Here is a 26,280-nt window from a genome sequence, read left to right as displayed (position 1 = left end):
TCTTCTTTAGTCTTTGTCCCGCAGGAAAATCACGGCGGCCGTGCGCCCCAAATTCATACCGGGAATGCCGATAATGCTCACCAGAGCGAGCCGCGCCCGCTCTGATTACTATAGTCTATCGGCTCGCACATATTACCTCGCCAGCCGCGTGGTGCTACTTGCGGTGCGTCAGAATACCGTCAACCAGACCGTATTCTACCGCTTCTTCCGCGGTCATAAAGCGATCGCGCTCGGTATCGCGTTCGATCTGCTCCAATGACTGGCCGGTATGTTCCGCCATCAGCTCATTCATACGTGCCTTCACCTTCAGGATTTCCCGCGCATGGATTTCGATATCCGTCGCCTGGCCCTGATAACCGCCCAGCGGCTGGTGAATCATCACGCGTGAATTCGGCAAGCAGAAGCGTTTGCCCTTGGCACCTGCCGTTAGCAGGAACGAGCCCATCGAGCACGCCTGACCCATACAAATGGTGCTGACGTCCGGCTTGATGAACTTCATGGTGTCATAGATTGACATGCCAGCAGTGATCACGCCACCCGGAGAGTTAATGTAGAGGTAAATGTCTTTTTCCGGGCTTTCTGCTTCAAGGAACAGCATCTGCGCCACAATCAGGTTGGCCATGTGATCTTCGACCTGGCCGGTCAGGAAAATAATGCGCTCTTTCAGCAGGCGGGAATAGATGTCGTAAGAACGCTCCCCGCGTGAAGTCTGCTCTACCACCATCGGCACCAGGGCCATGTTAGGTGCAAATTGATCTCGTTCGCCACTGTATGACATTACCGTCTCCTAATAGAAATTGCCTTGGCGGCCAGGGTTACACCCTATTACACCGATTCTACTTGAGAACGGTCATGATGACTATGCTCAAGCATTCGACCCGCGCCACACGTACCCGACGGTTTTTCTTATCCCGCGCACTCTGGCAAACAGCCTATACCCGTCATCTTTCAAGTCACAGCGTTGTTACCTGCACTCGCTCATCCCCAGTGACTTACTCGAGTAAGTGCCTGGGGATGAGCGAGCTGGGTGCCTAGCTGCAACTTGAAAGCTATAGGGTATACATATACTTTTTACAGATTGGGGCCACTGAGAGAATTTCAAGCCCGGCAATGTATTTTTAGCGGTTACCCTGCGCACCCACGTTACTGGCAGTAAACATCATGCCAGACTGTTCCAAGAGCAACAGTGTAAATATAGTGCATATTGTCACGCTTAACCTGAGATTAATCAGCGACGTGGCAAAAAGAAAAGCCCGCAACCGAAGGTTACGGGCTTTTTTAACGCCAGGATCCAGCAAGCCGGTCCCAAGGGCGCAACATGTGCGCCCCGACGTACAGACATTACGCCTGTTGAGTCTGGTTCATCAGCTCGCTGAAGGTAGTGGCTTTCTCAGTCACTTTCGCTTTTGCCAGCAGGGCTTCAACCGCTTGTTCTTCCAGAGCAACGTTGCGCATGTTGTTCATCAGCTCTTTGTTTTTGCTGTAAAACTCAACAACTTCACTTGGATCTTCGTAAGCAGAAGCCATTTCTTCGATCAGCGTTTTAACGCGATCTTCGTCAGCTTTCAGATCGTTGATGCTGATTACTTCGCCCAGCAGCAGACCGACAACTACGCGACGCTTAGCCTGCTCTTCGAACAGTTCGCGTGGCAGTTCCAGTGCTTGCTTCTCGTTACCGCCGAAACGTTGTGCAGCCTGACGGCGCAGAACGTCAACTTCGCCGTCGATCAGCGCAGCAGGAACGTCGATTTCGTTAGCACTGACCAGACCGTCGATTGCCTGAGTCTTGATGCGGTTACGCACTGCGCCTTTCAGCTCGCGCTCCATGTTTTTACGCACTTCAGCACGCAGGCCTTCGATAGAACCATCAGCCACGCCGAAACGTTTGATGAATTCTTCAGTCAGCTCTGGCAGCTCACGCTCTTCAACTTTCTTCAGAACGATAGCGAACTTAGCCGCTTTGCCCTTCAGGTTTTCAGCGTGGTAATCTTCTGGGAAGTTAACGTCGATGGTGAATTCTTCACCAGCTTTATGACCAACCAGACCTTCTTCGAAGCCTGGGATCATGCGGCCCTGGCCCATAGCCAGTACGAAGTCAGAGGCTTTGCCGCCTTCAAACTCTTCACCGTCGATGGAACCAGAGAAGTCAACAGTCACACGGTCTTCAGCTTGCGCTGCGCGATCGCTGTCTTTCCAGGTCGCCTGCTGCTTGCGCAGGGTGTCCAGCATGGTGTCAACGTCAGCGTCGTTAACTTCAACAACTGGCTTCTCAACTTCGATGCCATCCAGGCCTTTCAGCTCAACTTCTGGATACACTTCGAACTCAACGGCGAAAGTGAAGTCTTCACCTTCTTTGTACTCGCCCGGCACATAGTTTGGTGCGCCAGCCGGATTGATCTTTTCTTTGATGATCGCATCAACAAAGCTGCGTTGCATCGCTTCGCCCAGCACGTCTTGACGAACGGAAGCGCCATAACGCTGCTCAACGATGTTCATCGGTACATGGCCTTTACGGAAGCCATCGATACGAACGCTTTTTGCCGCGTTGATCAGCTCTTTTTTAATAGCCTGCTTGATTGTATCAGCGGGTACAGTAATAGAGAGACGGCGCCCAAGGCCTTGAGTGGTTTCTACTGAAACTTGCATCTTGTTACCTCAAAAAAATCACAGTGCTCGGTCAACTCCGTTCCAAGAACCAGGACGGCTACATTACAGAACCGAGTTTCCTGATGACAGAAGCGTCCCGAAACCATTCCGGAAAAATAAGACGCGACATTATAGCGGCGCATGCGGAGCGAGTCGAGGAAAGCAAGGTGGCGGCGGCGCGCTAAAACTCACACTTTTGTCGATTTGATCGTCAAAAGGCCGCCGAAACCGACCCGGCCTTAGCTGCATGACGCATCGGCTGTGTCGTCGTCAAAAACAGAAACGGCCCGCAGGCCGTTCCAAAATTCGTCTGTAGTAATACCCCAATTCGTGGTCAAAGTTCCACTGATACCGCAAATTTAGCCATCAGGCTAAGGTACCGGCCCCACGACATGGAGGAGATGCCGGCACGGTATCTTGCAAACCTTCCCACTCTTTCAGGGTATAGGTGTGCAATGCCAACGCATGGACACCATCTGCCAATTCTTCTGACAGCACGCCGTAAATTGAACGATGCCGCGTCAGAAAACGTTCGCCGACGAAGCGATCGCTAACCAATACGACTTTAAAATGGCTTTCTGAACCCGCCGGAACGTTATGACGATAACTTTCATCAACGACTTCCAGATACGCGGGCTCAAACGCCGCCCTTAACTTTGCTTCTATTTGCTCGCGAATCATAGGATCTCCTTTACTACACCGGCAGAGGACCGCCCCATCTATTTCAATATTAGCCGCTTTCCCCCCTTTTAGACCATTCCTCAGGTAAATTTCTCTTTCTTGCGGGTAAAAAGTGGTCAACATCCACCGCCGCTTGAGGTTTATCTGATTGAGGCAGCCAAAAAAGCATGTTTTTATCAACGGCAGGTAAAAATTTGTCACTCCGGTGCGTTCTGCGCTTCCTCCGGCTGACGGCGATGCTATGATGTCGACAATTTGTTGTTGGCTATCCCGCTCTGATTATTACAGAAAGCGTGCTCAAACCCGCCGCTCTGCCTTTGGCAGTTTGCAGCAGCTTAAAATCCATCGAGAATGAGACAGTAACTATGTTGAAAAAACTTTGCCTTCCACTGTTGGCCGCACTGATGCTGGCTGGCTGTGCTACCAGCAGCAACACCTTGAACGTGACACCAAAGATCGTACTGCCGCAGCAAGATCCCACGCTGCAAGGCTTAACCATCAGCATTAACGGTGCGGATCAGCGTAAAGATCAGGCGCTGGCAAAAGTGAATCGCGACGGTCAGCTTGTGACGCTGACGCCTTCACGTGATCTGCGCTTCCTGCTGCAAGAAGTGTTAGAGAAACAAATGGGCGCCCGCGGCTACATGATTGGCGCAGACGGTGCAGTTGACCTGCAAATCGTCGTGAATAATCTGTATGCGGACGTCTCTGAAGGTAATCTCCGCTACAACATCACCACCAAGGCTGATATTTCGATCATCGCTCAGGCGAAGAACGGCAGCAAGCAGGTGAAGAACTACCGCTCAACGTATAACGTTCAGGGCGCCTTCACCGCAACCAACGAGAAAATCACCAACGCGGTCAACAGCGTGCTGGGTGACGTTATTGCCGATATGGCGCAAGACACCAGCGTCAACGACTTTATCAAGCAAAACGCGCGTTAAGCCGCGCTCGCCTTGTGCCGCCCGGATCGTCGGGCGGTGCAGACAGGGAACTCATGTCGAAACAGTATCTGAATATCTTCACCCAGCGTAATTCTGCCATCCTCCTGCTGCTGGGCTTTGCGTCGGGTCTGCCACTGGCACTGACCTCCGGCACGCTACAAGCCTGGATGACCGTCGAAAACATCGATCTGAAAACCATTGGTATTTTCTCTCTGGTTGGACAGGCCTATGTGTTCAAATTCCTGTGGTCACCCTTTATGGACCGCTATACCCCGCCATTCCTTGGGCGGCGGCGTGGCTGGTTGCTGATCAGCCAATTACTGCTGGTGGCATCAATCGTCGCGATGGGCTTTATGCAACCGGCGCAAGATCTTTGGTGGCTGGCAGCGTTGGCGGTACTGGTCGCCTTCTGTTCTGCATCGCAGGATATCGTTTTTGACGCCTATAAAACCGATCTACTGAACGCCGAAGATCGCGGCACCGGCGCCGCTATCTCAGTTCTGGGCTATCGTCTGGCGATGCTGGTCTCCGGTGGGTTAGCACTTTGGCTGGCAGATCGTTACTTCGGCTGGCAGTCAACCTATTGGCTAATGGCAGGACTGATGCTGATTGGTATCGCCGCCACCTTAATGGCCCCAGAACCGGACGACAGCATTCCAGCACCACGCACCATGGAACAAGCCGTGGTTGCCCCGTTACGTGATTTCTTCGCACGTAACAACGCCTGGCTGATTTTACTGTTGATCGTGATGTACAAAATGGGCGATGCCTTTGCCGGCAGCCTGAGCACCACCTTCCTGATCCGCGGCGTCGGCTTCGATGCTGGGGAAGTTGGTTTGGTGAATAAAACACTGGGTCTGTTCGCCACCATCGTCGGTGCGCTGTTTGGCGGCGTGCTGATGCAGCGCCTCAGTTTGTTCCGCGCCCTGATGCTGTTCGGTATCCTGCAAGCAGTTTCCAATCTCGGTTATTGGATCCTTGCTGTTACCGATAAAAACATTATGACCATGGGCAGTGCTATCTTCCTGGAGAACCTGTGCGGTGGTATGGGGACAGCAGCCTTCGTCGCGTTATTGATGACACTGTGCAACAAGTCATTTTCCGCCACCCAGTTTGCCCTTTTGTCTGCACTGTCCGCCGTCGGGCGTGTTTATGTGGGCCCTATTGCCGGCTGGTTTGTCGAAGCGCACGGCTGGCCGCTATTCTATTTGTTCTCGATCGTCGCCGCCCTGCCTGGGCTGTTGCTGCTGCGTCTGTGTCGTCAGACGCTGGAATATACCCAGCGTACCGATGACTTCATGCCACGTACCGAGTTCCGCCAGTTTTACCGTTGGGCATTGCGCATGCTGACACTAGGCTGCTCTTTATTGGGGCTGTGGCTGGTTCTGCTGATCACCAACGCTCTTGACTGGAGTGCCTTTCCAAATCTGGCTGATCGACTGTTGCAGTTTGGTGCCGCGTTGAGTCTGGTAGGCATTGCGATGGGCAGTATGCTGGACTATCTGGCACTACGCCGTACTAAATTGGCGTGATATCACCGACCGGTGTTCACACCGGTCGGCAAAAATGCATCAGCGTGATGAGTTTATTTCGGATAAAAAACATAATTGGCGAGTAAATTATTTTTTATTTCCGAGTAACGCACTCGGAAATAAAATTAAATTCACTTTTAATACACATTTATTTTACATTAAATAAACCTTTACTGCGTATTTAAAAACGACAGCTTAATCTGCCAAACTCATCATACCTTTAGTTTTCCTTAACATAGGTTCCACCCGGAACGATTCAGCGTGCCAACGCGTTGTTGCCATTAGTAAATTGTCACGCAGCGTGACATCTGTGACACCCTTAACAGAAAGTGTCAACAAGGCGCTGACACTCCCTTAAGCATGTTTACAGTACTGCAACCTTCCCGTAAAATGCCCGCACACATGAAACGACAATAGAGCCTTTGTAATTGAGGTCGTTAGATGAGACTTAAGAAATACAATAAAAGTATTGGGATGTTGTCATTAATTGCTTCCACTGTAATGCTCAGTGGTTGCAATATGGTATTGATGAACCCCAAAGGAGCAATTGGTGTTGAGCAACGGACACTGATTATCACTGCAATCGCATTAATGTTGATCGTAGTGGTACCAGTTATCTTTATGGCGTTCGCCTTTGCCTGGAAGTACCGTGCTTCCAACAAAGACGCCAAATACAGTCCGAACTGGTCACATTCCAACAAAATCGAAGCGGTCGTCTGGACCATTCCTATCATTATCATCGCCATCCTTGGCACCATTACCTGGAAGACTACCCACGAACTCGATCCGTTCAAGCCGATTGTCACTGACAAGAAGCCGATGACGATCGAAGTGGTGTCGCTCGACTGGAAATGGCTGTTTATCTACCCGGAACAAGGCATCGCAACGGTTAATGAGCTGGCTTTCCCGAAAGACGTTCCAGTTGAATTCAAAATCACCTCTAACTCGGTAATGAACTCGTTCTTTATCCCACAGTTAGGCGGGCAGATTTATGCGATGGCCGGGATGCAGACTAAACTGCACCTGATCGGCAATGAAGCCGGCAAATACGACGGTATTTCCAGCAGCTTCAGCGGTCGCGGGTTCTCCGGCATGAAATTCACCGCCATTGTCACCCCAACCGAAGGCGACTTCGATCAGTGGGTTGCCAAGGTGAAAGCATCGTCGACTAACCTTAACGCCACCAGCGACTTTAACAAACTGGCAGAGCCGAGTGAAAATAACCCGGTTGAGTACTTCTCCAGTGTCAAACCGAATTTGTTCAAAGAAACTATTGGCAAATTTATGGGCGATATGAACATGCACAAGGGCGCTACCACGCACGAAGGTATGGACATGAGCCAGGGTATGGACATGGGTGAACATGCAGCTCACGCCGGAGCCGAGGAATAACTGATGTTGGGAAAATTAACGATTGATGCGGTTCCGTACCACGAACCGATCATCATGGTCACCGTTGCTGCAATTGTTATCGGGGGCCTGGCACTGCTGGCGCTGATAACCTATTTCGGCAAGTGGAAATGGCTATGGAGCGATTGGCTGACTTCGGTCGACCATAAAAAAATTGGTATCATGTACATCATCGTGGCAATGGTTATGTTGCTGCGTGGTTTTGCCGATGCCATCATGATGCGTAGCCAGCAGGCGCTTGCGTCCGCCGGCGAGGCCGGATTCCTGCCACCGCACCACTACGACCAGATCTTTACCGCCCACGGCGTAATCATGATCTTCTTCATGGCGATGCCTTTCGTGGTCGGCCTGATGAACGTGGTTGTACCCTTGCAAATCGGTGCGCGCGACGTTGCCTTCCCGTTCCTGAACTCCCTGAGTTTCTGGTTCTTCGTGGTGGGTGTCGTCCTGATCAACATCTCTCTGGGGGTGGGTGAGTTTGCGCAGACCGGTTGGCTGGCGTATCCGCCGCTATCAGGTAAGGAATACAGTCCTGGCGTCGGGGTCGATTACTGGATCTGGAGTCTGCAGATTTCTGGTCTGGGTACCTTGTTGACCGGTGTGAACTTCTTCGCAACCATCATGAAGATGCGTGCTCCTGGCATGCCTCTGATGAAGATGCCGGTGTTCACCTGGGCGGCGCTGTGTACTAACGTCCTGATCATCGTTTCTTTCCCAATTCTGACTGTTACCATCGCGTTGCTGACCCTGGATCGCTACCTGGGCTTCCATTTCTTTACCAATGATATGGGCGGCAACATGATGATGTACATCAACCTGATTTGGGCCTGGGGTCACCCAGAGGTGTATATCCTGGTGCTGCCAGTGTTTGGTGTGTTCTCTGAAGTCACCGCGACCTTCTCAAGAAAACGCCTGTTCGGCTATACCTCACTGGTATGGGCAACCATCGCGATTACCGTTCTGTCGTTCATCGTATGGCTGCACCACTTCTTTACCATGGGGTCCGGCGCGAACGTTAACGCCTTCTTCGGTATCGCCACCATGATCATTTCCATCCCGACCGGGGTGAAAATCTTCAACTGGCTGTTCACCATGTACCAGGGCCGCATTCAGCTCAATTCCGCAATGCTGTGGACCATCGGCTTCATCATCACCTTCTCCGTAGGTGGGATGACCGGCGTTCTGCTGGCAGTACCGGGTGCGAACTTCGTGCTGCACAACAGTCTGTTCCTGATTGCCCACTTCCATAACGTGATTATCGGTGGTGTGGTGTTCGGTTGCTTCGCTGGCCTGACTTACTGGTTCCCTAAATCCTTCGGCTTCACGCTGAACGAAACCTGGGGTATCCGTGCGTTCTGGTTCTGGATCATCGGTTTCTTCGTGGCCTTCATGCCGCTGTATGCTCTGGGCTTTATGGGTATGACTCGTCGTATCAGCCAGAACATCAACCCAGAGTTCCACCCACTGCTGCTGGTAGCAGCTGGCGGCGCGGCTCTGATTGCCTGCGGTATCTTGTGCCAACTGATTCAGATCTACGTCAGTGTGCGTGACCGTGAGCAGAACCGTGACCTGACCGGTGACCCATGGGGTGCTCGTACGCTGGAGTGGTCTACTTCGTCTCCACCGCCGTTCTATAACTTTGCTGTAGTGCCACAGATTCATGACCGTGATGAGTTCTGGGACATGAAAGAAAAAGGCGAAGCTTATAAGAAACCGGCGAAATACGAACCGATTCATATGCCGAAAAATACCGGTGCCGGTGTGATTATTGCTGGCTTCAGCCTGGTATTTGGTTTCGCGATGATCTGGGACATCTGGTGGATGGCGATCGCAGCCTTCGTAGGTATGATCGTGACCTGGATTGCCAAGAGCTTCGATGAAGATGTTGATTACTATGTGCAGGTTGATGAAATCGAGCGCATTGAAAACCAACACTATGAACAAATCAGCAAAGCAGGCGTGAAACATGTCAACTGATACTCTGACTAACCATAACGCAGCCCATGCAGAGCATGGGCACCACGACGCAGGAGAGACCAAAGTCTTCGGATTCTGGATCTACCTGATGAGCGACTGTATTTTGTTTGCGAGCTTGTTCGCGACTTATGCAGTACTGGTGAACGGGACCGCTGGCGGTCCCTCTGGCAAAGACATCTTCGATCTGAAGTTTGTTCTGGTTGAGACCTTCCTGCTGTTGTTCAGCTCCATCACCTACGGTATGGCGATGATCGGCATGAACAAAGGCAAGGTTGGCAGCGTTAATACCTGGCTGTTCCTGACCTTCCTGTTTGGTCTGGGCTTCGTAGCGATGGAAATCTATGAATTCCATCACCTGATCGTTGAAGGCTATGGTCCGGATCGCAGTGCGTTCCTGTCCGGCTTCTTCGCACTGGTTGCTACCCACGGTCTGCACGTGTCTACCGGCCTGGTTTGGATCGTTATCATGATGATTCAGGTCAGCAAGCGTGGTCTGACATCAACTAACAAAACCCGTCTGATGTGCCTGAGCTTGTTCTGGCACTTCCTGGATGTGGTCTGGATCTGCGTATTCACCGTTGTTTACTTGCTGGGGGTTATGTCATGAGTCATTCATCCCATGAAACTTCTCACGGCGGCGCAAGCCACGGTAGCGTTAAGACCTATCTGATCGGCTTTATTCTGTCGATCATCCTGACGGTGATTCCATTTGCGATGGTGATGAGCGGCGCGGCCTCTCACTCCACTATCCTGGCGGTTGTAGTCGGCATGGCCGTGATTCAGGTGGTTGTTCACCTGATTTACTTCCTGCACATGAATACCTCATCGGAAGAGCGCTGGAACCTGGTGGCATTGCTGTTCACCGCTATGATCATCGGTATCGTTGTTGTGGGTTCACTCTGGATTATGTACAACCTCAACATCAATATGATGGTCGATTAAGAGCAGAGCTGGACGTGATGATTAAGCAATACCTGCAAGTAACTAAACCAGGAATTATTTTCGGCAATTTAATTTCTGTCGTCGGGGGATTCCTGCTCGCCTCCAAAGGGAGCATCGACTATCCCCTGTTTCTCGCCACCCTGGTGGGGGTCTCGTTGGTTGTCGCTTCGGGCTGTGTATTTAACAACTACATTGACCGCGACATCGACAAGAAAATGGAGAGAACGAAGAATCGGGTGCTGGTTAAGGGCCTGATCGCGCCGAGTGTAAGCCTGGTTTATGCTACCGCTCTGGGTATTGCGGGCTTTGCGTTGCTGTATATCGGTGCTAACCCGCTGGCCATGTGGCTGGCGGTGATGGGCTTCGTGGTTTATGTCGGCGTTTATAGCCTGTACATGAAACGCCACTCGGTATACGGCACGTTGATCGGCAGCTTGTCGGGCGCTGCGCCACCGGTTATCGGTTATTGCGCAGTCACCAACGAGTTCGATGCCGGTGCGTTGATCCTGCTGGCTATCTTTAGCCTGTGGCAGATGCCGCATTCCTATGCGATTGCCATCTTCCGCTTTAAAGATTACCAGGCAGCCAACATTCCGGTACTGCCGGTCGTCAAAGGCATTTCGGTCGCGAAGAACCACATCACGGTCTACATTGTGGCGTTTATGATTGCCACTCTGATGTTGACCCTGGGCGGCTACGCCGGCTACAAATACCTGATCGTCGCTGCGGCGGTAAGCGTATGGTGGTTGGGCATGGCATTGCGTGGTTACAAAACCGAAAATGACAGCGTTTGGGCACGTAAGCTATTCGTGTTCTCGATCGTTGCCATTACCTCGCTGAGCGTCATGATGTCTATCGACTTCAGCGCCACAGCGGCGCCGGAAGCGCTGATGACTTACGTCTGGTAAGCCAAATCGTCTGTAAATGGGCCGCTTTCGCGGCCCATTAAATTGGTGACAAACACCCGAAAAACGTGGTTTTCGGATGTTTGGGTAAGGCAGCAGACATAATCCTTTGTTTCTATTAGTACTTAATTCATTACTTCTAGTTGCAGAGTCTTTGTTAGCTGTTTTGTGGGCCGCCTTCGCGGCCCATTTTATTTGTCTCGCCCAAAAGCCGACGAACTGTAATATCTGCTAAACAACATTAGATTTACCCCCCCTGCCCTTCACACTAAAATGACGCAGTTTTAACAGAAGCTATCCCATCAGGCGTTATCACCGATAACCTGACGGAATGGCTTTTAATGAGGTTTTAATGAACGATAATGCAATGACCCCACTGGAACGTCGGGCGACCTGGGGATTAGGAACGGTATTTTCACTGCGCATGCTCGGCATGTTTATGGTGCTGCCGGTACTGACCACCTATGGCATGGCGTTGAACGGTGCCAGCGAAACATTGATCGGTATTGCCATCGGTATTTACGGCCTGGCGCAGGCTGTTTTCCAGATCCCCTTTGGTCTGATCTCAGACCGTATCGGCCGCAAACCACTGATCGTCGGCGGGTTGCTGATCTTTGCGCTTGGCAGCGTTATCGCCGCCGCAACCGATTCTATCTGGGGCGTAATTCTTGGTCGGGCATTACAAGGCTCTGGTGCTATCGCGGCGGCAGTCATGGCGTTACTGTCTGACCTCACTCGGGAACAGAACCGTACCAAGGCCATGGCATTTATCGGGGTCAGCTTCGGTATTACCTTCGCAATTGCCATGGTCGTCGGCCCGATTGTCACCCACGCCTTCGGTCTGCATGCACTGTTTTGGATGATTGCCGTGCTGGCATTGGCCGGTATCGTGATTACTCTAGCGGTTGTGCCTTCCGCAAGCCATCACGTGTTGAACCGTGAATCCAGTATAGTTCGCGGTAGTTTCAGCAAAGTGCTGAGCAACTCCCGTCTGCTAAAACTGAATTTCGGCATCATGTGCCTGCATATTCTGCTGATGTCCAGCTTCGTGGCACTGCCATTGGCGATGGAAAAAGCCGGTTTGGTACCAAGCGAACACTGGATTGTCTATCTGGTTACCATGCTGGTTTCTTTCGCCGCCGTAGTACCCTTTATCATTTATGCCGAGAAGAAACGCCGAATGAAGCAAGTCTTCATGGGTTGCGTGGCGGTGCTGTTTTGCGCTGAAATACTGTTGTGGCTGTCCGGCGCACACCTGTGGGGCATTATTGCGGGTGTACAGCTGTTCTTTATGGCATTCAACGTCATGGAGGCAATCTTGCCTTCATTGATCAGTAAAGAGTCTCCGGCGGGCTATAAAGGCACAGCGATGGGCGTGTACTCTACCAGCCAGTTTATTGGCGTGGCGATCGGTGGCAGTCTGGGCGGTTTCCTGTATGGCCTCCAAGGCGCTGGACTGGTGTTTATCGCTGGCGCGGTGCTGGCTGCCATTTGGTTCTTGGTCAGCAGTACCATGCAAGAACCGCCCTACGTCAGTAGCCTGCGTATTACCCTGTCGGAACTGGCCGTGAAAGATTCAGCATTGGAAAGCCGTCTGAAAGCCCAGCCGGGTGTGGCGGAAGCGATAGTGGTGCCGGAAGAACGCAGCGCCTACGTAAAGGTCGATACCAAACAAACCAACCGCGGCCAATTGGAAGCGCTGGTGAATTCACTGTAAAGAAAAGGGCCAGCAAGCTGGCCCTTCAGACTACTGACAAAGCCCATTATTAGGGAGAGCGTGCCGAAGGGGTCGTAGCGGCTTGCCCGCCGGAGCGCCCCTCGGTGCGCTAGGCCCGAGTATCTCGGATTCAAAGACAACTTTGTCATCTAACTAAAGGGCCAGCAAGCTGGCCCTTCAAGATCTTCACCTTCGCTAAAACCTTAATCGCGGAAGTTCTTGAACTGGAACGGCTGTCCCAGATCGGCACCGCGTACCAGCGCCATCACGCCCTGCAGATCGTCACGTGATTTGCCGGTTACCCGCACTTCATCACCCTGAATCTGTACCTGGACTTTCAGCTTGCTATCTTTGATCAGCTTGACGATTTTCTTCGCTTGGGCGGTTTCGATACCTTGTTTGAGCTTGGCGTCCACACTGTAGGTTTTACCGCTGTGGGTCATTTCTTCCGGGATCTCAAGCGCGCTGCCTTCGATGCTGCGTTTACTCAGCTTTTCACGCAGAATATCGAGCAACTGCTGCACCTGGAAATCAGACTCGCTGGCGACTTTGATGCTTTCGTCTTTTTCGTTCAGCTCAAAACTGGCCGGCACGTTACGGAAATCCCAACGGGTGCCAAGATCGCGCGTGGCGTTCTCAACGGCGTTACGCACTTCCTGCATATCAATTTCGGAAACAATGTCGAAAGATGGCATACTTCTTCCTCCTGAATGAGAGCCTAATGCGATAGGCGATTTCGATGCCGAGCATGATAACCGCTTTAAGGCCTCAGGCAAAATCTGCCTAACCTGTTGGCGAATAACCCGTCGAACAGCAGAAAAGTCTATAATTATACGACAGTAATTGAGCGATATCCCCGTTCCCCCAAGGAGTCTGGATGAAAATAACTATTCTTGGTTGCGGTGCGCTCGGACAGCTGTGGCTCTCTCGGCTTTATCAGCAGGGCCACGACGTACAGGGATGGTTACGGGTGCCACAGCCTTTCTGCGCAGTGAACGTAATTGAGCCTAATGGCCCCTCGTTCAACCGTAATTTGCCCACTAACGATCCCGAACATTTGGCGCAGAGTGAATTGCTACTGGTCACCTTGAAAGCCTGGCAGGTGTCCGGCGCAGTCAGTGCGCTGTTGCCGAAGTTAAACCCGCGCTGTGCCATCCTGTTACTGCATAACGGTATGGGTACTCAGGACGAACTTCCAGCAAACAACCAGCCGATATTGCAGGGGACGACAACCCATGCAGCACGCCATGACGGCAGCACTATTATCCATGTCGCTGGCGGAACCACTCATATTGGCCCGACCTCCCCTGCGGCGATATCCCTCAGCCACCTGGCAGAGGTGTTACATCAAGCGTTGCCGGATGTCGCCTGGCACAATAATATTGCCTCTGCGAATTGGCGTAAGTTAGCCGTCAACTGCGTGATCAACCCGTTAACGGCGCTGTATAACTGCCGTAATGGTGATCTTCAGCGCTATCCAGAGCAAGTTGAAGCTATCTGCCGCGAAGTCTCCAGTGTGATGGAAATGGAGGGCTACCACACCTCTTGCGAGGGGTTGCTACAGTACGTCATGGCCGTGATCCAGAGTACCGCAGACAACATTTCTTCGATGCTGCAAGACATCCGTACCCAACGCCACACAGAGATCGACTACATTACCGGCTACCTGCTGCGCCGCGCACGTAGCCATGGCGTAACCCTGCCAGAAAATGCGCGGCTGTTTGAATTGATAAAGCGAAAGGAAAATGAATATGAGCGTATCGGCGCTGGTCTGCCTGGCACCTGGTAGCGAAGAAACCGAAGCCGTCACCACCATCGATCTGCTGGTGCGAGCAGGCGTTAAAGTCACCACGGCCAGTGTGGCGAGCGATGGCGATCTGACAATTGTCTGTTCACGCGGCGTTAAACTGTTGGCGGATGCCTCGCTGGTGTCGATTGTGGACGAGCCTTTTGATGCCATCGTGCTACCCGGCGGATTGAAAGGTGCCGAATGTTTTCGTGACAGTCCACTGCTGGTGGAGAAAGTGCGCCAAATGCATCTGCAAAGCCATATCGTCGCCGCCATCTGTGCAGCACCGGCACTGGTGTTACAACACCACGATCTGTTCCCCATCGGCAATATGACCGGGTTCCCAGGGTTGAAAGAACACATTCCCGCGGATAAATGGATGGAGCGCCGTGTGGTTTATGATGCGCGCGTTAATCTGCTCACCAGCCAGGGGCCGGGAACTTCAATGGAGTTTGCGCTGAAGCTAATTGATTTGCTGCTGGGTAAAGCCAAAGCGGCGGAGATCGCCGCTCAGCTGGTGTTAATACCGGGGATGTACGATTTCCGCGATTAATCCCCCGTTCTGAAATAAAGTCTAAAATCCGCAAAATAATTGAAGTTGCAACAAGGCGGCTAGTACGCGAATCCCCGGGAGCTTACCTGAGTAAGTGACCGAGATCAGTGTACGCAGCCAACACAGTTGCAGCTTTAAGTATGAAGTGGATTATGGGCGATAGACCTTCACGTTAGTGAACCCTTGCTCCAGCAAATACAGCGCCTGCAGGCGGCTCATCACGCCACGCTCACAGTACAGCAGGTAGGTTTTGCTCTGGTCCAAATCGCCAAACTGGGTGCTGAGCTTGTAGAACGGCAGTGATTTTACCTCAACCTGATCCAACTTCAGTGGCTTGTCTTCCTGTTCGTCGTTAGAACGAATATCCAGGATCACCTCGTCAGTGCCAAACGCCGCCACGGTTTCCACTTCGGTAACCTGTTCCTGCGTCTGCTCGGCGATAGTACGAATATCCACGTTCTTGGCTTCGCTCACCACACGATCGAGAATGCTGAAATCAAAGTTACCCTCTTCTTCTTCGATTTTCGCTTTGATTGCTTTTACCGTCGGGCTTTTCGAAATCACGCCGCAGTATTCCGGCATAGTCTTGGCAAAATCCTCGGTGCCAATCTCACGCGCCACTTTGATGATGTGCTCTTTATCGTGGGAGATCAGCGGACGCAGGATCAGCGTATCGGACGCATTGTCGATCAGGCGCAGGTTCGTCAGCGTCTGGCTGGACACCTGGCCCAAGGCCTCACCGGTCACCAGTGCCTGCACGCCATAACGTTCGGCAATCTGCGAAGCAGCACGAACCATCATGCGCTTAAGCACCACACCCATCTGGCCGTCTTCGACCTTTTCCAGGATCTCGCCCACCACAGGTTCAAAATCGATAGCGATAAACCGCACCTTGTGCGAACTGGCAAAACGGTTCCACAGGTAGTGAGCTACCTGACGCACGCCAATTTCATGCGCCGCGCCCCCCAGGTTGAAGAAGCAATAATGTACGCGGCAACCACGACGCATCAGCATATAGCTGGAAACGCCCGAGTCGAAACCACCAGAAATCAGCGACAGCACGTCTTCCTGTGTACCCACAGGGTAACCACCAATGCCTTCACGACGGGCTTTCACCAACATCAACTTGTCGTCTTCAATTTCCAGATTGACCGTCACCTGCGGATGCGACAGCTTAACGCGTGCACTTTCAATATGCTGGTTCAGACCGCCGCCGACGTAACGCTCAACGTCCTGGGAGTTAAAGTCCTGCTTGCCACGGCGTTTGACGCGCACACAGAAGGTTTTACCTTCCAATTGTTCACGGTAGGCTTCCAGCGTCTGCTCGAAAATATGGTGGATGTCGGTATAGTCACGGTCTTCCACTTCCAAAATGTGGTGTATACCGGGAATGCGCGTCAGTGCGTCAGCAATAATCGGACGCTGATTTTCATCTTTGGCGCGAACTTCGATATGATCCCAGTGACGGACAACCGCCAGTGTTTCATCATACTGCTTCAGGACGTTGCGGATACTGGTCGAGAGGATCTTGATAAAGCGCAAGCGCACAGATTGGCTCTTGATGGTGATTTCCGGGAACAATTTAATGATAAACTTCATGGCGGTCTTTATTGTCAGAATTACGTGGGAAAAGGATTTACAATGTATATGCGATTGATAAAACCCTCGGGGCTGCCGAATGTTTTATCAATCGCATTTGCGGCGCAGAGTATACCACCATCTGGTGGGGCTCGGTGCACAAAACCACACATGCGCGCCATGATTTGCTAATCAAAATCCGCTAGGATAGGCTCTGGCGCTACTGTTCACATGATGATGTAAAAAGAAAATTATGCCGAAAAAACCTGCACAATCAGACAGTACAGAGCAAAGCGTCAGCTTTGAAAGCTCCCTCAGCGAGCTTGAAAGCATCGTAACGCGTCTGGAATCGGGTGAATTGCCGTTGGAAGATGCACTCAATGAGTTCGAGCGTGGCGTACAGCTGGCGCGTCAGGGTCAGCAGAAGCTTCAACAAGCGGAGCAACGCGTACAAATTCTGCTTAACGACAGTGCCGATGATACTGCACTGGCGCCTTTCACACCGGATGCCGAGTAATCACCATGTCCGAGACCGTCCAACAAACCGCTTTTTCTGACCAGTTGCAGGCGTTACGCCAGCGGGCCGACCGCACGCTGCTGGATTTTATCGCACCGTTGCCGTTCAACAATGGCAATATGGTGGCGGCAATGCGTCATGGCGCGTTGCTGGGCGGCAAACGCCTACGTCCGTTCCTGGTATACACCACTGGGCAGATGTTTGGTGTATCACTGAATAATTTGGATGCGCCCGCAGCTGCGGTAGAATGCATTCACGCCTATTCACTGATCCATGACGATCTGCCGGCAATGGACGACGACGACCTGCGTCGTGGTCAGCCGACCTGCCACATCAAATTTGGTGAGGCCAACGCCATTTTGGCCGGCGATGCTCTGCAAACGCTGGCATTTTCCATTCTGGCCGATGCCGATATGCCTGATGTGGCGTTGCGTGATCGGTTGGCGATGGTTTCCGAGTTGGCTACCGCCAGCGGCGTTGCGGGTATGTGTGGTGGCCAGTCGCTGGATCTCGAAGCTGAAGATCAGCAGGTTGGCCTGGAAGCATTGGAGCAGATCCATCGCCATAAGACCGGCGCATTGATCCGCGCCGCAGTTCGCCTTGGAGCCTTGGCTGCTGGTGAACCTGGCCGTGCAGCGTTGCCGCAGCTCGACCGTTACGCGGCCGCAATTGGTCTGGCGTTTCAGGTGCAGGATGATATTTTAGATGTGGTCGGCGAAACAGAAAAAATAGGCAAACGCCAAGGCGCAGACCAGCAACATGGAAAGAGCACCTATCCAGCTTTGCTCGGGCTTGACAGCGCGAAAGCAAAAGCGTGGGATCTCTATCAGGAAGCTTTAGCTGCATTAGATACTTTGGCAGCACAATCTTATAACACAGCGCCATTGCGAGCGTTAGCCAGCTTCATTATTGAACGCGACAATTAACGTGTGACGTAATACCCAATTGATTTCAAGTTGCAGCCAGGCGGAAACTGAGCGAAACCCCCGGAACTGGGTCATCCCGGTGACCGGGATGAGAGAAAGCGGTCAACACCGCTGCACCTTGAAAGATGAAGGGTAAAATCCTCTGATATGAGTATCGAATGAGTCTTGATATAGCCAAATACCCGACCTTGGCGCTAGCGGAAAATCCCGATGAACTCCGCTCGCTCCCAAAAGAGAGCCTGCCGAAACTGTGTGACGAACTTCGGCAATACCTCCTGGACAGCGTCAGCCGCTCCAGCGGCCATTTTGCGTCCGGGCTGGGTACCGTCGAACTGACGGTGGCGTTGCACTATGTGTACCAAACACCGTTCGATCACCTGGTATGGGACGTTGGCCACCAAGCCTACCCACATAAAATTCTGACCGGCCGCCGTGACAAAATCGCCACTATTCGTCAGAAAAATGGCCTTCATCCTTTCCCGTGGCGTGCGGAAAGCGAATACGATGTGCTGTCGGTTGGCCACTCCTCTACATCGATCAGCGCTGGGCTCGGCATGGCGGTAGCAGCGGAGCGCGAAGGCAAAAATCGCCGCACCGTCTGCGTGATCGGCGATGGCGCAATCACCGCTGGTATGGCGTTTGAAGCCATGAATCACGCTGGCGACATTAACCCAGACATGCTGGTGGTTCTGAACGACAACGAAATGTCGATCTCAGAGAATGTCGGTGCCCTGAATAACCATCTGGCACAGCTGCTTTCCGGTAAACTCTACTCCACCCTGCGTGAGGGCGGAAAAAAAGTACTCTCTGGCCTGCCGCCAATCAAAGAGCTGGTCAAACGCACCGAAGAACACCTGAAAGGCATGGTCGTGCCGGGCACGCTGTTCGAAGAGCTGGGCTTTAACTACATTGGCCCAGTCGACGGTCACGATGTCCAGGGTCTGGTTGCCACGCTGAAAAACATGCGCGATCTGAAAGGCCCGCAGTTGCTGCATATCATGACCAAAAAAGGCCGTGGTTACGCCCCAGCGGAAAAAGATCCAATCAGTTTCCATGCGGTACCCAAATTCGATCCAGCCAGTGGTACTCTGCCGAAAAGCGCGGGGGGCCTGCCAACCTATTCAAAAGTCTTTGGTGATTGGCTGTGTGAAACGGCCGCCAAGGACAGCTCGCTGATGGCCATCACTCCCGCAATGCGTGAAGGCTCTGGCATGGTGCAATTCTCCCGTGACTATCCACAGCAATATTTTGACGTGGCTATCGCCGAGCAGCATGCGGTGACCTTCGCCGCCGGGCTGGCGATTGGCGGCTACAAGCCGGTGGTGGCAATTTATTCCACCTTCCTGCAACGTGCTTACGATCAGTTGATTCACGACGTCGCCATTCAAAAGTTACCGGTGATGTTTGCTATCGATCGTGGCGGCATTGTCGGCGCCGACGGCCAGACTCACCAAGGTGCATTCGATCTGTCATTCATGCGTTGTATCCCAACCATGGTGATCATGACGCCAAGCGACGAGAACGAGTGCCGCCAGATGCTGTACACCGGTTATCACTATAATGAAGGCCCAAGCGCCGTGCGCTACCCACGTGGCAACGGCACCGGTGCACCACTGGAGCCGCTCAGCGCACTGCCGATAGGCAAAGGCGTGGTCCGCCGCGAAGGTGAAAAGCTGGCAATCCTGAACTTCGGGACCCTGTTGCCGGAAGCGGCACAGGTGGCGGAAGCCATGAACGCCACGTTGGTGGATATGCGTTTCGTGAAGCCACTTGACGAACAACTGGTGCTGGAACTGGCGGCCAGCCACGATGCACTGGTTACACTGGAAGAAAACGCCATTATGGGCGGTGCCGGCAGCGGCGTAAACGAGTTGCTGATGGCCAAGCGCCGTGTAGTCCCTGTGCTGAATATCGGCCTGCCGGATTATTTTGTCTCTCAGGGCAGCCAGGAAGAAGTCCGCGTCGATCTGGGTCTGGATACCGCAGGCATCCAGCGGCAAATCGATGTATGGCTGGCGCAATAATCCCTACGTCACATTGACCGACGCCTCCGCTTTGCGGGGGCGTTTTCATTTCTGCCTCCTGAAAATCCGCTACAGTTAAAGTTCTGTGCTAACACGGGAGGCAAGCATGAAGTATCTGAAACTGGGCAGCACCGACCTGAACGTCTCGCGCATCTGTCTGGGCTGCATGACCTACGGTGAACCCAGCCGTGGCAATCACGCCTGGACGCTACCCGAAGAAAGCAGTCGCCCGCTGCTGAAGCAGGCTCTGGATGCCGGTATCAACTTCTTTGACACCGCCAACAGCTACTCAGATGGCAGCAGTGAGGAGATCGTCGGTCGGGCACTGCGCGATTATGCCCACCGTGACCAGGTGGTGATTGCCACCAAAGTCTATTTCCCACTGAGCAATCTGGAGCGCGGGCTGTCGCGCGCCAAAATCATGCAGTCCATCGACGACAGTTTGCGGCGCCTGGGCACCGATTATGTTGATCTGTTGCAGATTCACCGCTGGGATTATGAAACGCCGCTGGAGGAAACGCTGGAAGCACTGCATGAAGTGGTGAAAGCCGGTAAGGCGCGTTACATCGGCGCATCCTCGATGTACGCCTGGCAGTTTGCCAAGGCGCTGTACACCGCCGATCTGCACGGCTGGACACGCTTTGTCAGCATGCAGGATCAATACAATCTGATCCAACGCGAAGAAGAGCGTGAGATGCTGCCGCTGTGCGCTGCCGAAGGCATTGCAGTACTGCCATGGAGCCCACTGGCGCGGGGCCGCTTAACACGCCCTTGGGGAGAAAGCACTGCACGGCTGGTGTCTGATCAGGTTGGTAAAAACCTGTACGATGAAACCGAAGGCATTGATGCCATTATCGCAGAGCGCGTAGCCAGTATTGCCGAAGAACGCGGTGTGTCCCGTGCGCAAGTTGCACTGGCGTGGCTGTTGAGTAAGCCGGTCGTCAGCGCCCCAATTATCGGCGCATCACGCCATGACCATCTTGAAGACGCCGTCGCCGCCGTCGATCTTACGTTAACACCGGAGGAAATTGCTGAGCTGGAAACGGCCTATGTGCCGCATCATGTGACAGGATTTGAATAGCGTAGCGTGGTGCTCAAGGGCGCAGTATTACACTGCGCCCTTGTCATCAGAACAACCCAACCGGCCAGTGGTGCCCAATCAGGTAGATAATACCGGCGGAAAACACCCCAGCGACGATGTCATCGACCATGATGCCCATGCCGCCATGAACGTTGCGATCAAACCAGCGAATCGGCCATGGCTTCCAGATATCCAAAATACGGAAAATCACGAAACCAGCTGCGACCCATTGCCAGTCGTTGACCGGCAGTGCCATCAGCGTGATCCACATACCGACAAACTCGTCCCAGACGATGCTGCCGTGATCGTGCACCTTCATGTCTTTGGCGGTCTGATGGCACAGATAAACACCGATACAGATACTGAACATCACTAAGAGTGAATACAGTTGCCAAGGCAGTTGGATCAGCAGCAGCCAAAACGGAATCGCAGCCAGTGATCCCATCGTCCCAGGCATGACTGGCGACAAACCACTGCCGAAGCCGGTGGCCAGCAGGTGCCATGGATTGCTCATCCGCAAGCGGCGTTTAGCTTCATCCATGTTACGCCTGCCCTTCACTGAAATGGTCAAAGCCACGCCATGGCAATTCCACTGCTTCATCGTTGCGGTAGAATTTGATGCCTTCGGAAAGCGGGCCAATCTGACCAATACAGGTATAGTCAGCGCCCAGATGGCTTAACGCCACCTCCAGTGCACCACGGTTGATTTCCGGCACGGTGAAGCACAACTCGTAATCTTCGCCGCCGGTCAACGCCCAGCGCAATGCCTGCTCAACGTCCACATTGCTGCTTAACGCCTGTGACAACGGCAGCTCATCGAGGTTGATCCGCGCACCGCACTCGGAAGCGCTAAGCACGTGTTTCAGATCCGAAATCAAACCGTCCGAAATATCAATCGCCGAACTGGCCAGATCGCGCAGCGCCTGTCCTTGCAATACACGTGGTTGTGGCCGCAGATGACGACCAACCAGGTAATTACGTGCGTCAACGTCCGCCACTTGCAGACGATCCTGCAAAATAGCCAGACCGGCGGCGCTGTCACCCAGCGTACCGGTGGTGTAGATCCAGTCACCAATGCGAGCGCCGCTGCGGGTCAACGCCCGACCCGCTGGGATAAGGCCGTGAATGGTTAACGTCATGCTTAATGGGCCGCGTGTGGTATCGCCGCCAATCAACTGCATGCCGTAATAATTAAGTTGTTCAAACAGGCTGTCACTGAACGCCTTCAGCCAGGGCTCATTCACGTCCGGCAAGGTTAATGCCAGTGAAAGCCAAGCGGGATCGGCGCCCATGGCGGCCAAATCGCTCAGATTGACGGCCAGTGCTTTGTAGCCGAGATCGGCCGGATCGATATCCGGCAGGAAGTGAACGCCCGAAACCAGAGTGTCGGTACTGACGGCCAAAAGCTGTTTTTCTGCCACTGTCAGAAGTGCGCAGTCATCTCCAATGCCCAACTGTACGTCCCGGCGCAGACTCTTAAACCGGTCAAAATAGCGGGCAATGAGGTCAAATTCGCCACATGCCATGGTCATATTCCAATAGATGAAATTAAGGCCGGGGATACCGGCCTTAATTCTTTATTTTTTCTTGCGGATGCTTGGTGCCACTTTATCCAGCACACCATTCACAAACTTGTGGCTGTCTTCAGCGCCGAAGGTTTTCGCCAACTCGATCGCTTCATTGATTGCCACTTTGTAAGGCACATCCTCACGCATTTTCAGCTCAAACAGCGCAATGCGCAGAACGGCTCTTTCTACCTGGCCCAGCTCTTCGAGCTGGCGCGACAGGACAGGTGCCATCAGGCTATCCAGCAGACCTGCATTCACCGCCACGCCGGACAGCAGCTCCCGAAAATAGGCGATGTCTACATCTTTGACATCTTGCTCCGACAGGAACTGGTGTTCAACATCGGCAATGTCATTTTTAGACAACTGCCAAGAGTAAAGCGCTTGAACAGCGCACTCACGAGCGCGGCGACGAGCAGCAGGTTTCACGGAATTCCCCTTAACTAAATTCAGGCTTTAATAGCTTTGATAACATTAATCATTTCAAGTGCGGTCAGAGCCGCTTCAGCGCCCTTGTTGCCTGCTTTGGTGCCAGCACGTTCGATAGCCTGTTCGATGCTTTCGGTTGTCAGCACGCCAAAGGCAACCGGGATTTCAGTGTTCATAGAAACACTGCCCAGGCCAGAGCTGGCTTCGCCCGCGACATATTCAAAGTGCGCGGTGCCCCCACGGATAACGGTGCCCAGTGCGATCACTGCATCATATTTGCCGGTGTTGGCCAGCACGCGTGCAGTCAGCGGCAACTCGTAAGCGCCCGGGACCCAGACAACAGTGATGTTGTCGTCAGCAACCTGACCAATGCGCTTGAGTGCGTCAATAGCACCTTGCAGCAGGCTGTCGTTGATGAAATTGTTAAAACGTGCAATTGCAATCGCCACACGGGCATTTGGAGTAGCAACAACACCTTCGATAACTTTCATGGGCTTTCCTTAAAAATGGGTTCAGTACCCCGCAGGGGGGCGGATTCTATCATATTCTTTATACCCGTCATACTTGAAGCTGCATCTGTGTTGGCTACGCTCGCCTACTCGAATCACTTACTTGTGTAAGCTCATCGGGATACATGCGCTTGCCGCCTTGATGTAACGCCAATTATTAACGAGCACCAGCCTGGGCTGTCGGTGTTGTAAAAGACCAACAATCCCGACACTCAGACATTAAAATCAGTATTTTGCTTTCAATCGCAACCGCAAATCGGGCCCGACGTGCCGCACTTCGCTGAATACGAATTCCGGCGCATCCGCCAAATGCTCCAGGCCCGGTAAGTGGCACAAACCGTGGCCATTATCGCCCAACAATTTTGGCGCGATGTACAAAATGAGCTCATCAACCAACCCAGCCTGCAACAAAGCTCCTGCCAAGTGCGCGCCAGCCTCGACCCAGATGGAGTTCACTTGTCGTTTCGCCAATTGCATCATCATCACGACCAGATCAATCCCCGCACCATGTGCCGGGAAGGTCAGTTGTTCGACATCCTGTGGCCAAACCTGGTCATCCGGCTGCAAACGTGCCAACCAGGTTGGCCCCGGTTGTTGCACCACCCGGTGCTGCGGAGTAACGCGATTTTGGCTGTCGAGGATAATGCGCAATGGCTGCCGCAGGTTTTCTCGTGGGTAAATACGTTGAGTCTCGGCATCCAACTCATCCCAACGCACCGTCAGTGATGGATCATCAGCCAATACAGTGGCACTGGTACTGAGAATCGCCGCGCTTTGTGCTCGCAGCCGCTGTACGTCTTGGCGTGCCTCGGACGAGGTGATCCATTGGCTTTCACCGGACGCCATCGCCGTACGACCATCGAGAGAGGCGCCAAGTTTCAATTGTACATAAGGGAAACCGGTGCGCATCCGCTTGAGAAAGCCCAGATTCACCGCTTCAGCTTCGGCCAGCATCAAACCATGACGTACATCCAGCCCCGCCTGCTGTAATTTGTACAGGCCACGCCCCGCCACTTCTGGATTCGGGTCTTGCATCGCAGCTACGACACGGGCAACCCCAGCGGCCACCAGTGCATCGGCGCAAGGTGGTGTGCGGCCATGATGGCTGCAAGGTTCCAGCGTGACATAGGCGGTGGCACCACGTGCTTTTTCGCCCGCCATGTGCAGCGCATGGACTTCTGCATGGGGTTCACCGGCTCGCAGGTGGTAACCTTCACCAACGATTTCGCCATCGCGCACAATAACACAGCCGACATTCGGGTTCGGTGCGGTAGTGAAACGTCCCAGCCGCGCCAGTTCAAAGGCGCGTGCCATGTAGAATTCATCGTTATGCATGAAGGGTCCCTTAATCCTGTAGACGGGCGATCTCTTCGCCGAATTCGCGAATATCTTCAAAGCTGCGATACACCGAGGCAAAGCGGATATAGGCGACTTTATCCAACTTTTTCAACGCATCCATCACCAGGTTGCCGACCAATTTAGTTGGCACTTCGCGCTCGCCGGTGGCACGCAATTGGGATTTAATGTGGTTGATCGCGTTTTCCACGTCGTCAGAACTGACCGGGCGTTTTTCCAACGCCTTCAGCATGCCGCGACGCAGCTTGTCTTCGTTAAATGGCTCACGCACATCATCGCTTTTTATTACCCGTGGCATCACCAGCTCAGCCACTTCAAAGGTGGTGAAACGTTCATTACAAACCAAACACTGGCGGCGACGGCGCACCTGCGAACCATCACCCACCAAACGGGAATCAATGACTTTGGTATCAACAGCGGCGCAGAAAGGGCAATGCATAACACGTCCTGATAAACGTTTTCATAGTTAAGAGCAGTTTACCCCGAAGTGCGGCCACAACAAAGGCCGTCGGCCATTTGTTGCGAGCCCGCATCCGGAACGACAGGCCGAAGAAGGGCTTGGATGACTTTCCCCGCCAGGCGGACTAAGCTGATAAAAGGAGATGTTGAATAGGAAATCCCCGCGATGACAACCCATTACCCCAAGATTATCCTGCTGAGCACACTGGCCCTGCTGACAGGTTGCGCACAAAACCACGAGGTGCCAAAACTGCACAATCAGGTAGTTGCGCTGAATCAGCAGTTAACCACCCTGACTAATCAGGCTACCGCGTTGGAACAGCAAAACCAGCTGAATAAAAACTCCACCAGCGGTGTTTATCTGCTGCCAGCGGCCAACAATGCCGCACGCTTGCAGAGCAGCCTCGGCGAACTGAGCGTGTCACTGAGCCACGTGAAAACCGAGGCTAACGGCACCCAAGCCTTATTGCACGTCCGCACGCTTTCACAGGCATCCCTGCCCGCGTTCAAAGCAGTGGTGGAATGGGGCCAGTTGGATCCTGCCACCGGCAACCCCCTGGCGACAGATTCCCTTTCGCAACCTATCGCCAGTGCAGACTCACTGCTGCCTAAATCAGAGCATACTTTTGAGCTACGCTTCAGCGGCCTGACACCTGAACAACTGGGGTTTGTGCGGCTGCATAGCGTAGAACCTGTTACGGTAGCTACCGCGCAAAACTGACAAAAATAAGGCCCAATCA

General features: G+C 53.1%; 26 protein-coding genes. 15 read left to right on the top strand and 11 right to left on the bottom strand.

The features are described 5' to 3' along the window. Positions 1-154: 154 nt before the first annotated feature. The 3 genes from clpP to bolA form a co-directional block, all read right to left on the bottom strand. Positions 155-778, bottom strand: coding sequence for an ATP-dependent Clp endopeptidase proteolytic subunit ClpP (gene clpP, locus SGBXF1_RS05095; protein ID WP_020825491.1), 624 nt, complete (start codon positions 776-778; stop codon positions 155-157). A 563-nt stretch (positions 779-1,341) separates the two neighbouring features. Continuing rightward, complete coding sequence (tig, locus tag SGBXF1_RS05090; protein WP_186427931.1) at positions 1,342-2,646, bottom strand: trigger factor; 1,305 nt, start codon at positions 2,644-2,646, stop codon at positions 1,342-1,344. 366 nt (positions 2,647-3,012) lie between these two features. Continuing rightward, positions 3,013-3,327, bottom strand: coding sequence for a transcriptional regulator BolA (gene bolA, locus SGBXF1_RS05085; protein ID WP_004940361.1), 315 nt, complete (start codon positions 3,325-3,327; stop codon positions 3,013-3,015). 365 nt (positions 3,328-3,692) lie between these two features. On the opposite strand from bolA, the gene SGBXF1_RS05080 reads away from it, so the two are divergent. From SGBXF1_RS05080 to SGBXF1_RS05045, 8 genes are all read left to right on the top strand, one after another. Beyond that, positions 3,693-4,271, top strand: a complete 579-nt coding sequence (locus tag SGBXF1_RS05080; RefSeq protein WP_037424332.1) for a lipoprotein — start codon at positions 3,693-3,695, stop codon at positions 4,269-4,271. 53 nt (positions 4,272-4,324) lie between these two features. After that, a complete protein-coding gene (gene ampG / locus SGBXF1_RS05075; RefSeq protein WP_186427930.1) occupies positions 4,325-5,803 on the top strand; it encodes a muropeptide MFS transporter AmpG in 1,479 nt (492 codons plus the stop codon). A gap of 441 nt (positions 5,804-6,244) precedes the next feature. Beyond that, positions 6,245-7,195, top strand: a complete 951-nt coding sequence (gene cyoA, locus SGBXF1_RS05070) for a cytochrome o ubiquinol oxidase subunit II (protein ID WP_037424327.1) — start codon at positions 6,245-6,247, stop codon at positions 7,193-7,195. 3 nt (positions 7,196-7,198) lie between these two features. Then, on the top strand, positions 7,199-9,190 hold the full coding sequence (gene cyoB, locus SGBXF1_RS05065; protein WP_061806792.1) for a cytochrome o ubiquinol oxidase subunit I: 1,992 nt from the start codon (positions 7,199-7,201) through the stop codon (positions 9,188-9,190). Further along, positions 9,180-9,797, top strand: coding sequence for a cytochrome o ubiquinol oxidase subunit III (locus SGBXF1_RS05060; RefSeq protein WP_037424326.1), 618 nt, complete (start codon positions 9,180-9,182; stop codon positions 9,795-9,797). Before cyoB ends, SGBXF1_RS05060 begins: the two co-directional genes overlap by 11 nt. After that, positions 9,794-10,132: a cytochrome o ubiquinol oxidase subunit IV gene (locus SGBXF1_RS05055; protein WP_037424324.1), complete on the top strand. Its 339-nt coding sequence runs from the start codon at positions 9,794-9,796 to the stop codon at positions 10,130-10,132. The genes SGBXF1_RS05060 and SGBXF1_RS05055 overlap by 4 nt, the downstream gene beginning before the upstream one ends. A 17-nt stretch (positions 10,133-10,149) precedes the next feature. Continuing rightward, the gene (cyoE, locus tag SGBXF1_RS05050; RefSeq protein WP_012005526.1) at positions 10,150-11,040 is read left to right on the top strand and encodes a heme o synthase; all 891 of its coding nucleotides are present in this window, start codon (positions 10,150-10,152) and stop codon (positions 11,038-11,040) included. Between the two features lie 349 nt (positions 11,041-11,389). Beyond that, complete coding sequence (locus SGBXF1_RS05045) at positions 11,390-12,754, top strand: MFS transporter (protein ID WP_037424323.1); 1,365 nt, start codon at positions 11,390-11,392, stop codon at positions 12,752-12,754. A 203-nt stretch (positions 12,755-12,957) separates the two neighbouring features. On the opposite strand, the gene SGBXF1_RS05040 is transcribed toward SGBXF1_RS05045, so the two are convergent. After that, positions 12,958-13,449 (bottom strand): YajQ family cyclic di-GMP-binding protein, encoded by a 492-nt coding sequence (locus tag SGBXF1_RS05040; RefSeq protein WP_037424321.1) that lies wholly within the window; start codon positions 13,447-13,449, stop codon positions 12,958-12,960. A gap of 182 nt (positions 13,450-13,631) precedes the next feature. Between SGBXF1_RS05040 and panE the strand changes: the two genes are divergently transcribed. Continuing rightward, positions 13,632-14,543, top strand: coding sequence for a 2-dehydropantoate 2-reductase (gene panE / locus SGBXF1_RS05035; protein WP_186427929.1), 912 nt, complete (start codon positions 13,632-13,634; stop codon positions 14,541-14,543). After that, the gene (yajL, locus tag SGBXF1_RS05030) at positions 14,506-15,096 is read left to right on the top strand and encodes a protein deglycase YajL (protein ID WP_186427928.1); all 591 of its coding nucleotides are present in this window, start codon (positions 14,506-14,508) and stop codon (positions 15,094-15,096) included. Before panE ends, yajL begins: the two co-directional genes overlap by 38 nt. A 150-nt stretch (positions 15,097-15,246) precedes the next feature. Here the strand turns inward: yajL and thiI are convergent, their stop codons facing one another. Then, the gene (gene thiI / locus SGBXF1_RS05025; RefSeq protein ID WP_037424314.1) at positions 15,247-16,695 is read right to left on the bottom strand and encodes a tRNA uracil 4-sulfurtransferase ThiI; all 1,449 of its coding nucleotides are present in this window, start codon (positions 16,693-16,695) and stop codon (positions 15,247-15,249) included. Positions 16,696-16,927: 232 nt separating this feature from the next. Here thiI and xseB point away from each other — a divergent pair, with 232 nt between their 5' ends. The 4 genes from xseB (at position 16,928) to SGBXF1_RS05005 (ending at position 21,222) form a co-directional block, all read left to right on the top strand. Beyond that, entirely contained in the window at positions 16,928-17,191 is a 264-nt protein-coding gene (xseB, locus tag SGBXF1_RS05020) for an exodeoxyribonuclease VII small subunit (protein WP_037424311.1), read from the top strand. Positions 17,192-17,196: 5 nt separating this feature from the next. Next, positions 17,197-18,117, top strand: a complete 921-nt coding sequence (gene ispA, locus SGBXF1_RS05015) for a (2E,6E)-farnesyl diphosphate synthase (RefSeq protein WP_037424308.1) — start codon at positions 17,197-17,199, stop codon at positions 18,115-18,117. A 158-nt stretch (positions 18,118-18,275) separates the two neighbouring features. Further along, the gene (dxs, locus tag SGBXF1_RS05010; protein ID WP_130379471.1) at positions 18,276-20,141 is read left to right on the top strand and encodes a 1-deoxy-D-xylulose-5-phosphate synthase; all 1,866 of its coding nucleotides are present in this window, start codon (positions 18,276-18,278) and stop codon (positions 20,139-20,141) included. Between the two features lie 106 nt (positions 20,142-20,247). Continuing rightward, the gene (locus SGBXF1_RS05005; RefSeq protein ID WP_186427927.1) at positions 20,248-21,222 is read left to right on the top strand and encodes an aldo/keto reductase; all 975 of its coding nucleotides are present in this window, start codon (positions 20,248-20,250) and stop codon (positions 21,220-21,222) included. A gap of 46 nt (positions 21,223-21,268) precedes the next feature. On the opposite strand, the gene pgpA is transcribed toward SGBXF1_RS05005, so the two are convergent. From pgpA to nrdR, 6 genes are all read right to left on the bottom strand, one after another. Then, entirely contained in the window at positions 21,269-21,763 is a 495-nt protein-coding gene (gene pgpA, locus SGBXF1_RS05000; protein ID WP_037424299.1) for a phosphatidylglycerophosphatase A, read from the bottom strand. Position 21,764: 1 nt separating this feature from the next. Next, positions 21,765-22,748: a thiamine-phosphate kinase gene (thiL, locus tag SGBXF1_RS04995; protein ID WP_186427926.1), complete on the bottom strand. Its 984-nt coding sequence runs from the start codon at positions 22,746-22,748 to the stop codon at positions 21,765-21,767. Positions 22,749-22,799: 51 nt separating this feature from the next. Then, positions 22,800-23,216, bottom strand: coding sequence for a transcription antitermination factor NusB (gene nusB, locus SGBXF1_RS04990; protein WP_061806788.1), 417 nt, complete (start codon positions 23,214-23,216; stop codon positions 22,800-22,802). Positions 23,217-23,236: 20 nt separating this feature from the next. Beyond that, the gene (gene ribH / locus SGBXF1_RS04985) at positions 23,237-23,707 is read right to left on the bottom strand and encodes a 6,7-dimethyl-8-ribityllumazine synthase (protein WP_037424293.1); all 471 of its coding nucleotides are present in this window, start codon (positions 23,705-23,707) and stop codon (positions 23,237-23,239) included. Between the two features lie 243 nt (positions 23,708-23,950). Beyond that, positions 23,951-25,060: a bifunctional diaminohydroxyphosphoribosylaminopyrimidine deaminase/5-amino-6-(5-phosphoribosylamino)uracil reductase RibD gene (ribD, locus tag SGBXF1_RS04980; protein ID WP_186427925.1), complete on the bottom strand. Its 1,110-nt coding sequence runs from the start codon at positions 25,058-25,060 to the stop codon at positions 23,951-23,953. 10 nt (positions 25,061-25,070) lie between these two features. Beyond that, the gene (gene nrdR / locus SGBXF1_RS04975; protein WP_037424287.1) at positions 25,071-25,520 is read right to left on the bottom strand and encodes a transcriptional regulator NrdR; all 450 of its coding nucleotides are present in this window, start codon (positions 25,518-25,520) and stop codon (positions 25,071-25,073) included. A gap of 186 nt (positions 25,521-25,706) precedes the next feature. Here nrdR and SGBXF1_RS04970 point away from each other — a divergent pair, with 186 nt between their 5' ends. Then, on the top strand, positions 25,707-26,261 hold the full coding sequence (locus tag SGBXF1_RS04970) for a SadB/YajI family lipoprotein (protein ID WP_186427924.1): 555 nt from the start codon (positions 25,707-25,709) through the stop codon (positions 26,259-26,261). The last annotated feature ends 19 nt before the right edge of the window (positions 26,262-26,280 follow it).

The organism is Serratia grimesii, from assembly GCF_900186025.1.
Classification (GTDB): Bacteria; Pseudomonadota; Gammaproteobacteria; order Enterobacterales; family Enterobacteriaceae; genus Serratia; species Serratia grimesii.
Note: the sequence above shows the minus strand (reverse complement) of the source record. Positions and strands in the feature narration are given on the sequence as shown.